The sequence below is a fragment of the Pseudomonas sp. D3-10 genome (assembly GCF_051132175.1).
Taxonomy (GTDB): domain Bacteria; phylum Pseudomonadota; class Gammaproteobacteria; order Pseudomonadales; family Pseudomonadaceae; genus Aquipseudomonas.
Genome location: NZ_CP071668.1, coordinates 2,016,363 through 2,032,890 on the forward strand (window position 1 = coordinate 2,016,363; position 16,528 = coordinate 2,032,890).

Here is a 16,528-nt window from a genome sequence, read left to right on the forward strand (position 1 = left end):
TTTGCAGGCTTACAGGTTGTTGTAGAGCCATTTGGGCATGTAGTACTTGCGGCGGTTGAACACGCTGCCGACCACTTTCGCGCCGGCCTGGGCCAACCTTTGTCGGGTGGCCTGGGCCACTTCCCAGCGGGTGTCTTCGCCGCGCACCACCAGCACCACGCCGTCCACCTGGGTGCTGATCACCAGCGTGTCGGTGGCCGAATACACCGCGTCGGCGTCGATCACCACGAAGCGGTACTGCGCCGCCAGTTGCCGGAACAGCGGGCGCAATCGCTCGGGGCTCAGGCGTTCGGCGTTGTGGCCGAGGCGGCCGTGGGGCAGCACGTCGAAGGGCAGGCTCGACACCTGTACTACGCAGTCCTGCAACAACGGTGGGGACAGGCTGTTGAACAACAGGTCGCTGAAGCCGCGCTCTTTTTGCAGCGAGAGCTGCTGGCTGAGGTTGCGCGGCGACTGGCTGGCGTCCACCAGCAACACCCGGCCATTGCTCATCTGCGCCAGCTGGGCGGACAGCGCCATGGCGCTGGTGCTCGTGCCGGTGCCGGTGTTGGCCGCTGTCATGAGAAGGATCCGCAGATCCGGGTCGAGCACGGTCGAGGTCAGGTTGGTCTCGCTCGGGCTGGCTATGGTCAGGATATTCGTCGAACCGTCCATTTAACTCGCTCCGTGGCCGCTGAACACTTTGAAGGGGGTAATCATCAGGATCTTCAGATCCAACAGCAGGCTCTGCTCGGCGATGTAGCTGAGGTCCAGTTCCACGCGCTGGTCGAAGTCGATATTGCTGCGCCCGGAGATCTGCCACAGGCCGGTCAGGCCGGGGTAGATGCTCAGGCGCACCAAATGGTTGTCCTTGTAGCGATAGGCGTTGAACGAGGTGGGCCGCGGGCCTACCAGGCGCATGTCGCCGGTCACTACATTGATCAGGTTCGGCAGTTCATCGAGGCTGCTGCGTCGCAGGAACCTGCCGATCGGGGTAATGCGCGGGTCGTTGTCGATCTTGAAGTCGATGGCGTCGGCGCCGTGCTTGTTGAGGTGGCGCAGCGACTCTTTCAGGGCCTCGGCATCGACGACCATGGTGCGAAACTTGTACATGCCGAACACGCGCCCGCGATAACCGGTGCGTTTCTGCACGAAAAAAACCGGGCCAGGGCTGGAAAACTTGATCAGCAATGCCAGACCCAGCAGCAACGGGGTGAGCAGTACCAGGATCGCCAGCGCGCCGAGGCAAGCCACGACCCGATTGGTCCGCGAAACCGTCCAGGGCCGACCACCGTCCCGACCGGTGAGCCAGCCACGGCCCTGGCGGTGGATGGCGGCATCCAGGCGTCGGCGATGCTCGGGGTCGACACGTTTGTCGCGTCCGGAGGTGCTGATCGGAATGTCTTGTTCATGTCGGGTCATAGACTCCTCCGCTGAGGTACGGCCGCAAGCGGCGTGTGATCGATGGGTTGCGCGTAGTAATCGAGGAACCAGTCGACGAAGCGACCCAGGCCGTCATCCAGTGCAATGCACGGTTGGAAACCGGTGGCCCGGGCCAGGTCGCTGGCATCGGCGCAGGTGTTGAGCACGTCCCCCGGTTGCAGGGGCAGCAGCTCGATCCGGGCGGTGCGGCCCAGATGTTTTTCCAGCAGCGCCACGTAGGTTCGCAACGCCACCGGGTGCTGTCCGCCGATGTTGTAGATGCGCCATGGCGCCAGGCTGGTGGCCGGGTCCGGTTGCTCGCGATCCCAGTGGGGCGTTGGCTGCGGCGCACGTTCGATCAACCGGGCGATGCTCTCGACGATGTCGTCGATGTAGGTGAAGTCGCGTTCGTGCTCACCATGGTTGAACAGCCGCAACACTTGGTTTTGCGCGATGGCCGTGGCGAACTGGATCGGCGACATGTCTGGCCGACCCCACGGGCCGTACACGGTAAAAAAGCGCAGGCCGGTGCACGGGATGCCGAACAGATGGCTGTAGCTGTGGGCCATCGATTCGTTGGCCTTCTTTGTTGCCGCATACAACGACAGCGGATGATCAACGCCGTCCCGTACCGAATAGGGCGTGCGCTGGTTGGCGCCGTACACCGAACTGGAAGAGGCGTAGATCAGGTGCTTGACCGGATGACGGCGGCAACTTTCGAGAATGTTCAGAAACCCGGCGAGGTTGCTGTCGACATAGGCGCGGGGATTGTCCAGCGAATAGCGCACGCCGGCCTGGGCGGCGAGGTGGATCACCACCTCCGGGCGATGGCTCTGGAACAGTCCGTCGATCGCCGAGGCGTCGGTCAGGTCGATACGCGCCAAGGGAAATGCGCCGACCTGGTCACGCACCCACGCCACGCGGTCGTGCTTGAGCTGCGGGTCGTAGTAATCGTTGAAGTTGTCCAGCCCGTACACGTGATGGCCATCGCGCATCAACCGCAAGACGCAGTGGGCTCCGATGAATCCGGCGGCGCCGGTCACCAGGACGTTCACGCTTGTGGCCCCGGGGCGCTGGGCACGGTGTGGCGCAAGCCGATGCCACGGTACAGCAGCCCGGCGGCAGCCAGGTGCTCGGGGTTGTAGAGGTTGCGGCCATCGATGATGACCCGGGCGCGCAGCTTGCTCGCCAGCAGGTCGAAATCCACCACGCGAAAATTCTTCCACTCAGTGCAAATCACCAGGGCATCGGTGTCCTCAAGCGTGTCATCGCGGGTGGCGCACAGGTTCAGGTCTTTGCGATAACCGTACAGGCGCCGGCATTCGGACATGGCTTCCGGGTCGTAGGCCTGCACGCGCGCGCCTTCGCGCCAGAGGGCTTCCATCAGGTAGCGGCTCGGGGCTTCGCGCATGTCGTCGGTGTTGGGCTTGAAGGCCAGGCCCCAGATGGCAATCGACTTGCCGGCCAAGCCGTCCGGAAATTGCTGCGCCAGCTTCTCGAAAAGGATGTGCCGCTGGCTGTCGTTCACATCGGTGACGCTGCGCAGCAGGCGCAGCGGCATGCCGCTCTGTTCGGCCGTGTGCAGCAGGGCGCGCAGGTCCTTGGGGAAGCACGAGCCGCCGAAGCCGCAGCCCGGATAGATGAAGTGATAGCCGATGCGTGGGTCCGAGCCGATGCCTTTGCGCACGGCTTCGATGTCGGCGCCCAGGCGTTCGGTGAGGTTGGCCAGTTCGTTCATGAAACTGATGCGGGTGGCGAGCATGGCGTTGGCGGCGTACTTGGTCAGCTCCGCGCTGCGGTTGTCCATGAACATCAGTTTTTCGTGGTTGCGGCAGAACGGCGCGTAGAGCTCGCCCATCTGATCCCGCGCCAGTTGATCGCTGGCGCCGATGATGATGCGGTCCGGGCGCATGCAATCGGCGAGAGCGCTGCCTTCCTTGAGGAACTCCGGGTTGGATACCACACGCACATTCAACTGTTTAAGGCCCCGACGAGCCAGCGCCTGGCGGGCGCACTCGGCGACTTTATCGGCTGTTCCGACCGGTACGGTCGACTTGATGATCAGGGTGCGGTCACTGTCCATGAAGTCGGCGATCTGGCGGGTCACCGCCAGCACATGGCTCAGGTCCGCCGAGCCGTCTTCGTCGGCTGGCGTGCCGACGGCAATAAAAATCAACTCGCCATGGTTGACCGCATCGCTGGCCTGGCAACTGAACAAAAGCCGGCCGGCCTTGATGTTGTCTTCCAGCAATACGGACAGCCCAGGCTCACTGATGGGCGGTACGGCTTGTTGCAGTTGACGGATCTTGTTCGGGTCGATATCGACGCACAGGACGCGGTGCCCGACGTCGGCCAATGCCGCTGCCTGAATCAGCCCCACATACCCCGTGCCAAATACGCTCACGTCCATTCTAGGCGCGCCTCTCAAACCGGTTGATGTAACTTGGATGAAACTGTTTAGAGGGTATAGCGCAGCTTCAAAAAAACGTGTCAGCAAAATGACAGTTGTCAGTGTTGGCAAATCTCGACGGATTAGGGCTTTTTGATATCAAGTCATTGACTGACTTGGAAAAGCGCCATTTTTAAAGGGCTCTGGAGACGTTTAAGTAACCGATGAACGGTATATATCCATAGATTTTTATGTTTTTGATGCGTCAAAGGTGTCACTTTTGAGGTAACTTTTTTTTGACGCTGCGACCGATCAGTCTCTTTCTTGCGCTTTGAAATCCCGCTGCTAGTGTGCAGAAAACGAACCTTCCATCCGCCGCGCCACCGCCGAGAAAAACATGACCCGATACCTCAAGGAACTGCTGCTGTTGCTGTACCTTTTCAGGGGGCATGACTATTACCTGGAGCGTCTCGCTGCGCTGGGTCTTGGTTTTGCAACGGTGCTGTTCGGTGCGATGTTCCTTGTGCTGGTGCTTGCGTTGTGGATGAGCGCCTACATCAGCCAGACGTTGGTGCGGCATCTGTTTGCCTTGACACTGTTTGCCTCGGCGGTGTTCTTCGAGGTGTATACCCGGGTCACCGACAGTTACCTGACCTACAGCCAGTTCGTGTCGCTGGTGTATTCGGGCGGCTTTATCCAGGAGGCGGCTTATCAGTATCGAGAGGTGATTCTCAGCGCGATGGCGGGCGGCCTGTTGCTGCTGTTGGGCATCGGGCTGAAGCCTCGGCGGCGTTTACCATTGCCCGGTTATGTACCGGTCGCCGCGCCGTTGGTCGGGGTATTGCTGCTCAGTGGTGTGCTGTTCGCAAGGGCGGGCGAGGGCGCCCGTGGTCTACCTGTGATGTATACGCCGCTGGCCTATCTGAACCTGTTTGCCTACGAGGCGCTGCACGACACCGTCGGCGTCCGCGAGCCGGTCAGCTTGGCTCGCCGTTCTCCTGCGATCGAGCACGATATCGTGTTGATCATCGACGAAAGCATCGGTGGCAACTATCTCGATATCAACATCCCGTTCGGTGTGAACAGCGGCCTCAAGACCCCGCCGCCTGGGGTGGACATCTTCAATTACGGTTATGCCGCTTCCATCGCCAATTGCAGCGCCGATACCAACATTACCCTGCGTTATGGCGGTACGCGGGCTGATTACGTGCGTATCAACAGCACGCAGCCGTCAATCTGGCAGTACGCCCATGTCGCGGGCTTGCATACCGTCTATATCGATGCCCAGCGCACCGGCGGCAACTTGCAGAACCTGATGACCGAACAGGAAAAACAAGACATCGACCAATTCATCCAATTCGACCAGGTCCGTGTGCTGGACCGCGACATGGCAGCCGCGGCGCAGTTGATCGAGCTCTTGGGCAATGACCGGGCCGAACTGGTGGTGGTGAATAAAGTAGGGGCGCATTTTCCGGTCCACGACAAATACCCCGACGAATTCATGAAACACCGTCCGGCCTTGCCCCGGGGGCGGTTTCAGGACGTGGCCGACACCGGCCAGCGCGACGGCTTCAACGGCCAGCAATATGACTGGTTGCTGTATCGCAATGCGTACCAGAACACGCTCCTATGGAACGTCGGCGAGTTCTTCCGGCGCCTGTTGCGTCAAGGAAATCTTCAGAATGCGGTGCTGATCTATACCTCCGATCATGGCCAGGATCTGCACGAGCGTGGCAATCCCGGGCTCAATACGCATTGCGGCGGCGACCCGGTGGAGGAGGAGGGGCTGGTGCCTTTGGTGGTCATCCAGGGCAGTCAGCTGCGCACCTTGGACTGGCGCGGCGCCTGGGCGCAAAACAAGGATCGTTCCAGCCACTACAACATCTTTGCGACGCTGCTTGAGTTGATGGGCTACGACCCGGCGGCGGTCGTGGCGCGCTATGGAAAACCCCTGAGCCAACCCACCGAGGACGACTTCACGTTCAACTACCGCTTCAACGCGCGGCTGGGTGCCAAGCCAGCCTGGAAGCACATCGATCTGGGCAACATCGTCATACCGGAACCGGCCCAGACCGAGATGGCGGCGGGGCATTGAGCGAGCGCCTATCGGGTGGTAGCAATCGGCGTGGTTGGCGCTGGGTCGTACAGCAGCGTGAAGCCCAGGTCGCGGAGCGCGCGGCCAATGAAACGCGAGCCGACATCGTTCAAGTGCGCGTCATCCCGGTAGAGCAGTTGTCCGTCGATGATCGGGCTGCACAGGCCGGCCGGGCAAATCACCTGGTTGGGATCGATGAAGCGCACCTGAGGCAGCCTGGCGCGTATCTGCGTCCAATAGGGCGCCGCGGCGTCCAGCCGCGTTGAACACTGCCGAAGAGGAGCGAACATCAAGCGGCGCACCGGGCACGTCGCGGCGTTGTCGATTGGCTGATTGCTGAGAACGACGATGACTTGGCCGGTCCGGTCCGCCACTTGCCGCATGCTTGCCTCGATGACAGCTCCTGCTGCCGGGTCCCGGGGCCAGGCGCCGGCGAGCACCACGTAGGGATACCGGTTCCGCTCGATCAACTGCAACACCTGCTCATTGCGCGCCACGCAGCGTGCCCCGTAACCCGCCGACATCTCGGCGGCGTGGCCGAAGATGGGTGGGCACTTGTCGAGGGTGTAATCCATCAAGGCGATGCCGTTGGGTTCGGCCAGGACATCGACCATGCCGGTGAAATGGTTGGCGAAAGAGTCTCCGACCATCACGCCGTCGATCTGCGCCTTGCGTGCCCCGAGGTGGCACGCCGGATCGGGCGCGGCGTTGTAGCGCGCATTGGGCATGTGGCAGCGCTCACGCAGTTTGTTCGGTTCGGTCAGGCTCATCGCTTCAAGGATCGACACCTGCGGTACGAAACGCTGCGGGAACCCCTGCCATTGCACGCTCAGTACAGCCAGCACGGCCAGCCCCAACGCTGGAACCATGAACCGACGGCCAAATGCGCGGGTGAACGGCAACAGCGCCCCGGTTCGTCGAAAGGGGACTTCGACAAAATGCCAGGAACACCAGGCCAGTAGCGTCGCCACTGCCATCAGGCCCAGCCCCAGCGGGAGCGTGATGTTGATATCCAGATATCTCAGGTACGCAATCAAGGGCCAATGCCAGAGGTAAAGCGAGTAGGAAATCAGACCAACAAATACCATCGGCCGGTTGGTCAGCCAGCGCGAGCGTGTTCCGCCGCTGCCAGCGAGGATCAACAGCGCCGCCCCCAGGCAAGGTATAAGCGCATTGAGGCCGGGAAAGGTTGTTTCCGGACTCAGTGCAAACAATGAATAGGCAATCGATCCGGCTCCCGCCAGCGCCCAGATCCGGCCCACCCCGTCACTGAACGTACGTGGCTGCGCGAGATAAATCGCCAACGTCGCCCCCAGCAGCAGTTCGAAAAAACGTGTGGGCAGCAGATAGTAGGAGGCAGAGGGAACGAGGGTCGTGGCGTACTGCGAAACGCCAACCGTCACGACAACGCCGATGCACACCAGCGGCAGCAAGTAGCGGGGTGCCCATCGACACAGCATCAGCATCAGCAGCGGCCAGAGCAGGTAGAACTGTTCTTCGATGCCCAGTGACCAGGTATGCAGAAGTGGGGCTTCGCTGGCGTCCGCCGCGAAATAATTTCCGTACTTCATCCAGATATAGATATTCGAAACACCGAGCAGGGAGGACAGCGCGCTGATGTTCAGTCGGGTCAGGTTGACCGGAGACAGGACGAAGATCCCGGCAATCACGCTCGCCACCACCACCGTCGTCAGCGCCGGTACGATGCGGTTGATGCGTCGCTGATAAAAACGCTTCATGGAGAAGGTGTTCTGTTGGATCTCGCTGAACACCTGGGACGTGATGAGGAACCCTGAGATGACGAAAAAAATGTCCACCCCGACGAAGCCGCCTGGTAAGAGGCTGGCGTTGAGGTGATGGATAAACACGGCGATCACCGCAACAGCGCGAAGACCATCGATATCGGGGCGATATAGGGTGTGAGGCATGGCGGCGATCGTCCGTGAAGGGAGGAATCCTTGATGCGTCATGTTAATGACGATTGCGCCGACAGCCTTTAACGGCGCGCGTTAGTTATTGATCAATAGCAGAAAGTTGACGAAGCGCAAGATTATCCGGCGCGTCAGGCAGGGGTGGCGACCAGTGGTAACGGAAACTGCCGATGACGTCGGCCAATGGCCGTGGCCCTCGATTCCGCTATCCTGAGAGCCAGTGGTTTTACCCAATGAGCCTTTCAATGCTTGAAGTTCGAGAAGTATTCAAAAGCTACCCAACCCCCCAAGGTCTTTTGCCGGTGTTGCAAGGCATCGACCTGACCTTGCCCCCCGGCAGCAGCTTGGCGCTGATGGGCGAATCGGGCAGTGGCAAGAGCACCTTGTTGCACCTGGTTGCCGGCCTGGACAAAGTCGATCGCGGCTGTATTCGCAGCGGCGGGTATCGGCTCGACGGCATGAGTGAACATGAGTTGGCGAACTGGCGGCGCACGGAAATCGGCCTGGTGTTCCAGCAGTTCAACCTGATCAGCAGCTTGCCGGTGGAAGACAACCTGGCGTTCCAGGCGCGCCTGTGTGGGCGTTTCGACGCGGCCTGGCAAACGCATCTGGTGCAGCGGCTCGGGCTGTCGCAACTGCTGCGGCGTTATCCCGAGCAGCTTTCCGGCGGGCAGCAACAACGGGTCGCCCTGGGCAGGGCCCTGGCGTCACGTCCGCCGTTACTGTTGGCCGACGAACCCACTGGCAATCTGGACGAAGCCACCAGCGACGAAGTGCTGAAGCTGTTGCTGGAATTGCTCGACGGCAGCCCGACCAGCCTGTTGATGGTCACCCATAGCCAGCGGGTGGCGGCGCGCCTGGCCCATCGGGTGGTATTGCAGGGCGGGCGCCTGGCAGAGGCGACCCAGGGGTGATGATCGTTCGCCAGACCCTCAAGGCGCTGCTCAGCCATTGGCGCCGGCACCCGGTGCAGTTTTTCAGTGTATTGACCGGGCTTTGGCTCGCCACCAGCCTGCTGACCGGTGTGCAGGCGTTGAACAGTCAGGCCCGCGACAGCTACGCCCGGGCCAGTCAGTTGATCGGCGGCGAACCCCAGGCCAGCTTGAGCGCCCCCGGCGGTGGCACGTTCGCGCAGCAATGGTTCATCGACCTGCGTCGCCAGGGCTGGCCGGTGTCGCCGGTGTTGCAGGCGCGAGTGACGCTCCAGGGGCACGCAGACCAACGCCTGCAACTGATGGGGATCGACCCGGTGTCGCTGCCGCCGGGTTCGGCTTTGGCGGGGCAGGGGCGGGAGATTGCCGAGGTGGTGGAATTTTTCACAGGTGCCGGCCACACCTGGATTGCACCGCAGACATTGCAGGCCCTGGGGTTGAAGGAAGGCGACCGCCCCCGCACCGTTGACGGCCAGGCCCTGCCACCCTTGCACGTGCAGCCGGACATGGCCCCGGGCGTGCTGCTGATGGACATCGGTTTTGCTCAAGCGCTACTTCGGATGCCGGACCAGCTTTCACGATTGGTACTGCCCAGCACCTACACCGCCGCCTTGCCCGAGGCCTTCAACGGGCTGTTGCAATTCAAGCGCGCCGAGGACGAAAACAACCTGTCGCGCCTGACCGAAAGCTTCCACTTGAATCTCGACGCACTGGGGTTTTTGTCCTTCGTGGTGGGCCTGTTCATCGTCCATGCCGCCATTGGCCTAGCCCTGGAGCAACGCCGCGGCCTGCTGCGGACCCTGCGGGCCTGCGGCGTCAGCGCGCGGGTGCTGATCAGCAGCCTGGCGCTGGAACTGGGCGCACTGGCCCTGCTGGGCGGGATCGCCGGCGTGCTCAGTGGTTATTGGCTGGCCAGCCTGTTGTTGCCTGATGTAGCGGCGAGCCTGCGAGGTTTGTACGGCGCCGAAGTCCCCGGACAACTGAACCTCAGTCCCTGGTGGTGGTTGGGCGGTATCGGCCTGGGCCTGCTCGGCGCTGTACTGGCCGGCGCCCAGAGCCTGTTGCGCGCCGCTCGCCTACCGTTGTTGGCCCTGGCCAATCCCCAGGCCTGGCACCAGGCCCATGCGCGTTGGTTGCGGCGCCAAGGTGGGGTGGCGCTGTTGGCGGCGCTGGTCGCCGCGTTGGCGCTTGCCTGGGGCGACAGCCTGGCGAGCGGTTTTGTCCTGATGGCCGCATTGTTGCTGGGCGCGGCGTTGGCCTTGCCGGTGTTGCTCAACGCCGTATTGAACCGACTGCTGCGCCGCAGCCGTTCGGTGCTCGGCCAATGGTTCCTCGCCGATTGCCGTCAACAACTGCCGACGCTGAGCCTGGCGCTGATGGCGCTGCTACTGGCGTTGGCGGCGAACATCGGCGCTGGCAGCATGACGTCGGGGTTTCGCCAGACGTTCAGTGACTGGCTCGAGCAGCGACTGACCGCCGAGCTGTACATCAACCCGCAAACGCCGGCCCAGGCGGCCGAACTCCACGACTGGCTCAACCAGCAACCCACGATCACCGCCGTGTTGCCCAACTGGCAGGTGTCGATGCCGTTGCAAGGTTGGCCGACGGACATCTACGGCATCATCGATCACTCGTCCTATCGCCAGCACTGGCCGTTGCTGGAGTCCGCCGGTGACCAAGCCTGGCAGCAACTGGCAACAGCCGACACGCTGATGCTCAGCGAACAACTGGCTCGGCGCCTGAAGGTGCGGATCGGCGACCGCTTGAGCTTGCCGACCCCGCAAGGGCCCTGGACCCCAAGGGTTGTCGGGATTTATGCCGACTACGGCAACCCCAAGGGCCATGTGCTCATCAACGCCGAACATTTACGGGCGCATTGGCCGCAGTTGGCACCCAATCGCTTCAATCTGCGTATCGAGCCGTCGGCGATTCCCCCGATGCTGGCGGCGTTGCAAGACCGCTTCAACCTGGATGACAACCGCATTGTCGATCAGGCTCGACTCAAGGGCTGGTCTACCCAAGTGTTCGAACGCACCTTTGCCGCCACGGCGGCGCTTAACAGCTTGACCCTGGCGGTGGCTGGCGTTGCGCTGTTCATCAGCCTGCTGACCCAGAGCCAGAGTCGCCTCAGTCAGTTGGCGCCGTTATGGGCATTGGGAATCACGCGGCGGCAATTGATGCTGCTCAACCTCGGGCAGACCTGGCTGCTGGCGTTGCTGACGCTGCTGCTGGCCCTGCCGCTGGGCATTGCCCTGGCCTGGTGCCTGGACGCGGTCATCAATGTCCAGGCCTTTGGTTGGCGCCTGCCATTGCGCATCTTTCCGATGCAATTGGCGCAGTTGCTGGGCCTGGCGATGTTCGCCACGCTGCTGGCATCGGCCTGGCCGCTCTATGCGTTGTACCGCACGCGGCCGGCGGACCTGCTGAGGACTTTCGCCCATGAGGATTAGAATCGGCCTGGTGTTGCTGGCGCTGCTCGGCGGTTGTGACAACACAACGCCTCCGGACAAGGGCTTTGCCGGCCTGGGTACCGAGGCTGTCGCCTTTACGCCGGTGGTACCTGGGCGCGTGTTCAGCTTTCCAGCCGATCATGGTGCGCATGAAGGCTTTCGCATCGAGTGGTGGTACGTCACCGCCAATCTCAAGGACGTCGAGGGGTGGGATTTCGGTGTGCAGTGGACGCTGTTCCGCAGCGCCCTGGATGCCGCGCCTCCGGCCAGCGGTTGGCGCAACCAGACGATCTGGCTCGGCCATGCCGCCGTCACGTCCGCCACCGTCCATCACGCCGCCGAGCGCTACGCCCGGGGTGGAGTGGGGCAGGCCGGGGTGCGTACCACGCCCTTCGAGGCCTGGATCGACGACTGGCGATTCGGTACTCAAGCCGCTGGCCCGGACCCGCTCGCAGACATGCAGTTGCAGGCGCGCGGGCCGCGCTTCAGCTACGACCTGCGGCTGACGTCGAGCCGTCCACTGGTGCTGCAGGGCAACCAAGGCTTCAGTCAGAAATCCGAGCAAGGTCAGGCCTCGTACTATTACAGCCAACCGTTGTTCCAAGCCGGTGGTCACTTGGAAATCGATGGCCAGCGCTATCAGGTCAGTGGCCCGGCCTGGCTCGACCGGGAATGGAGCAGCCAGCCCCTGACGGAAAACCAGACCGGGTGGGACTGGTTTTCCTTGCACCTGGACAAAGGCGAGCACGTGATGCTCTACCGCATGCGCCACAAGGACGGTGAGCCGTACCTCACCGGCACCTGGATTGACGCCCAAGGCCAGGCGACGACACTGGCCGCCAGCCAAATCAGCCTCACACCGCTGGACAGCGCCGAAGTTGCGGGAAGGCCCATGCCAGTGAGCTGGTCAATCAGGATTCCCGGCAAGCAATTCGATATCACCACGCGAGCCCTGAACCCCAATGCCTGGATGAACCTTCGCATCCCGTATTGGGAGGGGCCGGTGCAACTGAGCGGCAGTCATGGTGGCACCGGTTATCTGGAAATGACGGGGTATTGATTCGTCGGAACTCCCTGCGTTCATCGCCCCTCATAACTATGAATGCCTCGCGGGAGTCCGTCATGAGCGATGACATCAAACAACCGTCGCTGGCCAACTGGCAGCGGCTATTCGACGACAAGGCCTATTGGCAGGAGTCGCCTGATGCTCATTTCACCGAGCTGATGCGGCTCGCCGACGACCTGTTCGGCCTGGGAGAGATTGACCTGGACCGGTGGCAAGATTTGAAAACCAAGGCTGAGGAGCTCCACCAACGCTCGCCAGATGCCAACGTTGCCGAGGAAATGGCAGACCCCGACGCTTGATACCTTTCAAGCCAACCCAAGGAGTTCGTGATGAAGTCCAGCCATGATCAAACCCAGCAGAACCCCGACGCCCCGGCCTTGCCCGGTGAAGTGGAGCGTGACAACGACGCTTTGCGGCCCAACGACCCGGCCAAGCGCGAACAGCAGCAGGGCAACCCCGATGCGCAGGAAACCGACGCGCAGAAAACAGCAAGGCGCAAATAACGCTGCCGGGAGCAGGCTGCCTTGCCATCCTCATGAAGAATAATTTAAGCCTGGCTCACGCACATCCCTCGCAAGCTCCACTATCATTGTTTGCGTTCGCCCAGTGCCAGGCTCTTTACCAGTGCATGGAATGCCGAGGCCGTCGCACTGGGCGAACACCCGTGAGGCTTAGCTTGTGACGGGGGTGCGCCAGTCATCGGAGCCCGAAGTGCCGCTCACCTCGTGGGTCCAGGTGATCTTGCGGTAGGTGAAGTGGACGTCCTCCAGATGGGTGAAGTGGCTGTTGCCAGGGTCCTGGCAATTAAGCATGTAGTCGTTCATATCAACGATGATCGCGTCTTCCAGAGTGGTGGTGTAGTAGTGTTCCTGGGTGCCCGCGGCCGAGGTGCGATACCACTGGATTTCGACTTTCGTCAGCCGTTCGCCGCTGGTCAGGGCTGCCTGGAGCAGCGGCGAGGCCTTGTCGAACACCTTCGTGATGACCAAGGGCTTGTGTATGCGCTGGCCGGTTGGCTGCCCGGACTGAGGGTCGCGGGGGATAGTCACCTGGTGCTGGAAACCCTGCACCATGATCTGGTCTTCATGACCTTCCTGATAGGTATTGCCCACCGAGTCGGCGGTGAACGCTCCGGCGGTGATCAGACCTTGTTTGGTGCCTTCGATGGACATGTAAGCGGGGGTAGCCAATGGATGCTCTCCTTCCTGGATAACGGGTGCCGGGGCGGGAATCGTCCCGAGGCGGCTGACCGTTATCAAGAGCTATGCCATCTTTAGAAAATGTTTAAAAATCAATCAGTTGTAGGTTTTCTGCGATTGGGTATAGCGGAAAAGTCGCGAAATTCACGCAGAAGGTTGCACCGCGCTCCACGTTCCATTGCCCACGCAGCGCAGGGCGCCTGCCTCGGGCAACGAACAGCAACGACAGGGCATGGCCGATGAGCTGTTGTGCCATTTCCTGCTCTTTATTCGTGGCTCGCTTGCTGAGCGCCCAACGCCAACAGGCATTCCTCGAGGGAGCGCTTTTGTGTCTCGGCGTACAACCCCAACTCATCGATGGCCGGCCGTCCCAGTGCAGTTTCGAACGCTTGTCGATTGGATTGCCCTGCGTAGTGACTCTGGGCGGCGTCGCCAAGGTTCGACTGGAATATCCCGGCGGCGCTGACCGGCAGGAAATCTTCGTAGACCAGCGGTTCGGCGCGCAGATAGCCCTGTTCCAACAGGCGTTCCAGCGAGACATTCGGTTCCATCGCGCCTTTGGCGGCAAGCCCCGCCGGCGTCACCAAATAGCGAAAGTAAGCCAGCGCCTGTCGGCGCAATGATTGGTGATCATCGGGAAACTGAGCAAAGTGTTCGGCCATCAGCGCGTTGTAGCGTTCGGCATTGGCTTCATTGGGAAATCCGCCCAAGGCATCCCGCGCAGCATTCAAAAGTTGGTCGTAGAGCGCCCGTCCTTTTGGCGTAAGAGCCGCGCCACGTTGTTCGATTTCCCCGAAACGGGCGCTGTGGCTGCCCTGGGATTGGGGTTGGTCAGTGAACGCGACGGGTTCATCGAGCGCCTTGAAGCTGGTCTGGCGCAGCAGGATCGGGCACCGGCGACGCGGTGGCCCCTCGACCACCGCTTTGGGCGTGATGCCATGCAGCGGCATCTGGGCCTGGACGACGTCTATGTCCAGAGTCCGCGGTGTGAGGTGGTTGATGTGCGGCCCCTTGAACGCCACGACATCGGCGATCAGGCGATGCTGGGCGCTGAGTTGTCGGTATTGATCGGCGGTAACGGTGGCGCTGTGGTGCCAGCGAAAAGTCTCCAGCGCTTGCAGGACAAAATCGTCAGCCTGGGGTTGCGTCAGGCCGCCCTGGCGTTCGGCCAGATCGATCAGTTCAAGGGCGCCCGGGGTGAAGATTTTCCGTCTGGCCAGCACCGACTCGGCAAAGGTCCGCAGTTCGCTGTTTTCGATCAATTCCAGGCGCAACAGCGATGTAAATACTCGGAACGGGCTTATTTGCAGCGACTTTTCATGAACGGCGCGGAAGGCCGTTGAGTGCACTGGCACCCCAGCCGGCGTCAGGTCGTAGTAACCCACCGGCTGCATGCCCATGACCGCGAACAGCCGGCCCAGCATCGCCAGTTCCGGGGCGGTGCCGACGCGGATCGCGCCATGGCGTTCCATGTCCAGGCGTTGAAGTTCGCCGGTGCTGCTCAGGTGCTCGGCCAGTGATGGGTCGTTGGCCAGTGCCTGGGCGTTGGTTTGCTCCACGAGGTTCATCAATGCCCCATACAACGGGACCTCGTCGCGGTACATGTCGGACATCGCCTTGGAGAAGCGTTGGCGGATCAAGTCGGGGCTGACGAAGCTCATCGTAAGGATTCCTGGCGAGGGCTGTGGGAAAGTTGGACGAAAGATCGCAGCCTTCGCCAGTGCCGGCAAACGAAGAATCTTCAGGACTTCATTCTGCCAAGGACTGATTGGTGGCTCATTTCAGCCCTGCATCTTCCTCACTGCCCTAATCCCTCAAGAAAGTCCCGATACAGCGCCGCGGTCTTGCCGGGTTTTTCAACCATGGGCATGTGCCCTACGCCTTCCCAGATTTCCACTCGCAGGTCGGCGATGCCCTTGCTCCACACCGGCACACTGCTGACGTCGATCAGCCGGTCCTTGCGTCCCCAAAGCAGTAATGACGGTGCGCGGATATCGTCCAGGCGAGGCTCCATCGCCGGGCTGGCGCGCAAGTCGACGAAAATTTCCGCCAATTCCTCCCGGCGCTGCTCGTAACGCTGGGCCAACGCCGCGAGTACAACGCTGGGCAGCCACGGCGGGGATGCCATGGTCATGGCGTAGAAGGGCGCAAAATCATCCCGGGAGTGGACCAGAAACGGGTTGTGGCCGGCGGCCAGGTGACGCTCCATGTCGCTGGGCTCGGGAGCAGTGACGCCGGCCGGGTCGATCAGCGCGAGGGTCAGCACTCGTTCAGGCGAAGTCGCCGCCAGCCACGCCGCAAGGTGGCCGCCCATGGAGTTGCCGATGACGTGGACCTTGTCCAGGCCGCAGGCATCGAGCAGTTCGATGACTCGCCGGGCCTGGGTCGGGATGTCGTAGCCGCCGCCGGCCTTGAAGCCGGTTTCGCCATGGCCGGCCAAGTCGGGTATGACCACCCGGTACTGGTTGACGAAGTGCCGGGCGAAGCGCAGCCACAGGTTCTTGTCGGCGCTATAGCCATGCAACATCAGGATGCTGCCGGAGGCTTCGTAAGGCCCGCCTTGCCAGGTCGACACGGTCATTTCGCTGATGGGCACGGTGATTTTGTGCAGCCGATAAAGGCGCGCTTCCAAGGCCATACCCAGGTCGTACAACACATGTCCGATGCCTGGATACGTCAGCCAGCTCCAGACGATGAACACGGCGAGGACCACCCACAACACCAGCATGTCTTTACCTCCATGGGTCATGGTGGATTCGACCCGCCTCCTGAGTCGGCGGCGTCATTACGTAAGTGAAGCTCAAACCTGGGGATACCGCGACGACGGGGCGGGTTTGCTGAAACACGCGATGTCGGCCAGCGAATCTCCTTTTTCATGTATAGCCAAGATTCATGGAGAACGTTGAAAGCGTCAGTGGTCGAGTCGGCCGGCGGTAGCGCACTGGCTTTTGCGGCAAGGGAGCTTGCTCCCGCTGGGCTGCGCAGCGGCCCCAAAAGGGGCTGGCGTGGTGATCAGGAACACCACGTCGGCCGTTCAACGACTGCTGCGCAGCCGAACGGGAGCA

General features: G+C 61.8%; 15 protein-coding genes. 6 read left to right on the forward strand and 9 right to left on the reverse strand.

From position 1 onward, the window contains the following. Positions 1-9: 9 nt before the first annotated feature. Genes J3P90_RS09100 through J3P90_RS09115 form a run of 4 tightly spaced genes read right to left on the reverse strand, consistent with a single transcriptional unit; the run spans position 10 to position 3,811 of the window. Positions 10-654, reverse strand: coding sequence for a CpsD/CapB family tyrosine-protein kinase (locus J3P90_RS09100; RefSeq protein ID WP_420765795.1), 645 nt, complete (start codon positions 652-654; stop codon positions 10-12). Beyond that, the gene (locus J3P90_RS09105) at positions 655-1,401 is read right to left on the reverse strand and encodes a sugar transferase (protein WP_434559703.1); all 747 of its coding nucleotides are present in this window, start codon (positions 1,399-1,401) and stop codon (positions 655-657) included. Beyond that, complete coding sequence (locus J3P90_RS09110; protein ID WP_434606682.1) at positions 1,398-2,456, reverse strand: NAD-dependent epimerase; 1,059 nt, start codon at positions 2,454-2,456, stop codon at positions 1,398-1,400. The genes J3P90_RS09105 and J3P90_RS09110 overlap by 4 nt, the downstream gene beginning before the upstream one ends. Beyond that, positions 2,453-3,811, reverse strand: a complete 1,359-nt coding sequence (locus tag J3P90_RS09115; RefSeq protein ID WP_434559699.1) for a UDP-glucose dehydrogenase family protein — start codon at positions 3,809-3,811, stop codon at positions 2,453-2,455. The genes J3P90_RS09110 and J3P90_RS09115 overlap by 4 nt, the downstream gene beginning before the upstream one ends. 376 nt (positions 3,812-4,187) lie before the next feature. Between J3P90_RS09115 and J3P90_RS09120 the strand changes: the two genes are divergently transcribed. Further along, positions 4,188-5,885: a sulfatase-like hydrolase/transferase gene (locus J3P90_RS09120; protein WP_434676165.1), complete on the forward strand. Its 1,698-nt coding sequence runs from the start codon at positions 4,188-4,190 to the stop codon at positions 5,883-5,885. Between the two features lie 8 nt (positions 5,886-5,893). On the opposite strand, the gene J3P90_RS09125 is transcribed toward J3P90_RS09120, so the two are convergent. Then, the gene (locus J3P90_RS09125) at positions 5,894-7,813 is read right to left on the reverse strand and encodes an acyltransferase family protein (RefSeq protein WP_434676166.1); all 1,920 of its coding nucleotides are present in this window, start codon (positions 7,811-7,813) and stop codon (positions 5,894-5,896) included. 248 nt (positions 7,814-8,061) lie between these two features. Between J3P90_RS09125 and J3P90_RS09130 the strand changes: the two genes are divergently transcribed. From J3P90_RS09130 to J3P90_RS09150, 5 genes are all read left to right on the forward strand, one after another. Beyond that, the gene (locus J3P90_RS09130) at positions 8,062-8,730 is read left to right on the forward strand and encodes an ABC transporter ATP-binding protein (RefSeq protein WP_434676167.1); all 669 of its coding nucleotides are present in this window, start codon (positions 8,062-8,064) and stop codon (positions 8,728-8,730) included. Beyond that, the gene (locus tag J3P90_RS09135) at positions 8,730-11,198 is read left to right on the forward strand and encodes an FtsX-like permease family protein (protein ID WP_434676555.1); all 2,469 of its coding nucleotides are present in this window, start codon (positions 8,730-8,732) and stop codon (positions 11,196-11,198) included. Before J3P90_RS09130 ends, J3P90_RS09135 begins: the two co-directional genes overlap by 1 nt. Continuing rightward, positions 11,188-12,258 (forward strand): lipocalin-like domain-containing protein, encoded by a 1,071-nt coding sequence (locus tag J3P90_RS09140; RefSeq protein ID WP_434676168.1) that lies wholly within the window; start codon positions 11,188-11,190, stop codon positions 12,256-12,258. The genes J3P90_RS09135 and J3P90_RS09140 overlap by 11 nt, the downstream gene beginning before the upstream one ends. Positions 12,259-12,320: 62 nt before the next feature. Beyond that, on the forward strand, positions 12,321-12,563 hold the full coding sequence (locus J3P90_RS09145; RefSeq protein ID WP_420765803.1) for a hypothetical protein: 243 nt from the start codon (positions 12,321-12,323) through the stop codon (positions 12,561-12,563). A 30-nt stretch (positions 12,564-12,593) separates the two neighbouring features. Beyond that, on the forward strand, positions 12,594-12,767 hold the full coding sequence (locus J3P90_RS09150; protein WP_420765804.1) for a hypothetical protein: 174 nt from the start codon (positions 12,594-12,596) through the stop codon (positions 12,765-12,767). Between the two features lie 168 nt (positions 12,768-12,935). Here J3P90_RS09150 and J3P90_RS09155 read toward each other — a convergent pair whose 3' ends face one another. The 4 genes from J3P90_RS09155 to J3P90_RS09170 form a co-directional block, all read right to left on the reverse strand. Then, positions 12,936-13,454: an Hcp family type VI secretion system effector gene (locus J3P90_RS09155; RefSeq protein ID WP_420765805.1), complete on the reverse strand. Its 519-nt coding sequence runs from the start codon at positions 13,452-13,454 to the stop codon at positions 12,936-12,938. 94 nt (positions 13,455-13,548) lie between these two features. Next, on the reverse strand, positions 13,549-13,719 hold the full coding sequence (locus J3P90_RS09160) for a hypothetical protein (protein ID WP_434648235.1): 171 nt from the start codon (positions 13,717-13,719) through the stop codon (positions 13,549-13,551). A gap of 10 nt (positions 13,720-13,729) precedes the next feature. Next, positions 13,730-15,124 carry a 2-oxoadipate dioxygenase/decarboxylase HglS gene (gene hglS, locus J3P90_RS09165; RefSeq protein ID WP_434676169.1) on the reverse strand — a complete coding sequence of 465 codons (1,395 nt, stop codon included), beginning with the start codon at positions 15,122-15,124 and terminating at the stop codon, positions 13,730-13,732. 137 nt (positions 15,125-15,261) lie between these two features. Beyond that, on the reverse strand, positions 15,262-16,191 hold the full coding sequence (locus J3P90_RS09170) for an alpha/beta fold hydrolase (RefSeq protein ID WP_420765808.1): 930 nt from the start codon (positions 16,189-16,191) through the stop codon (positions 15,262-15,264). Between the last annotated feature and the right edge of the window lie 337 nt (positions 16,192-16,528).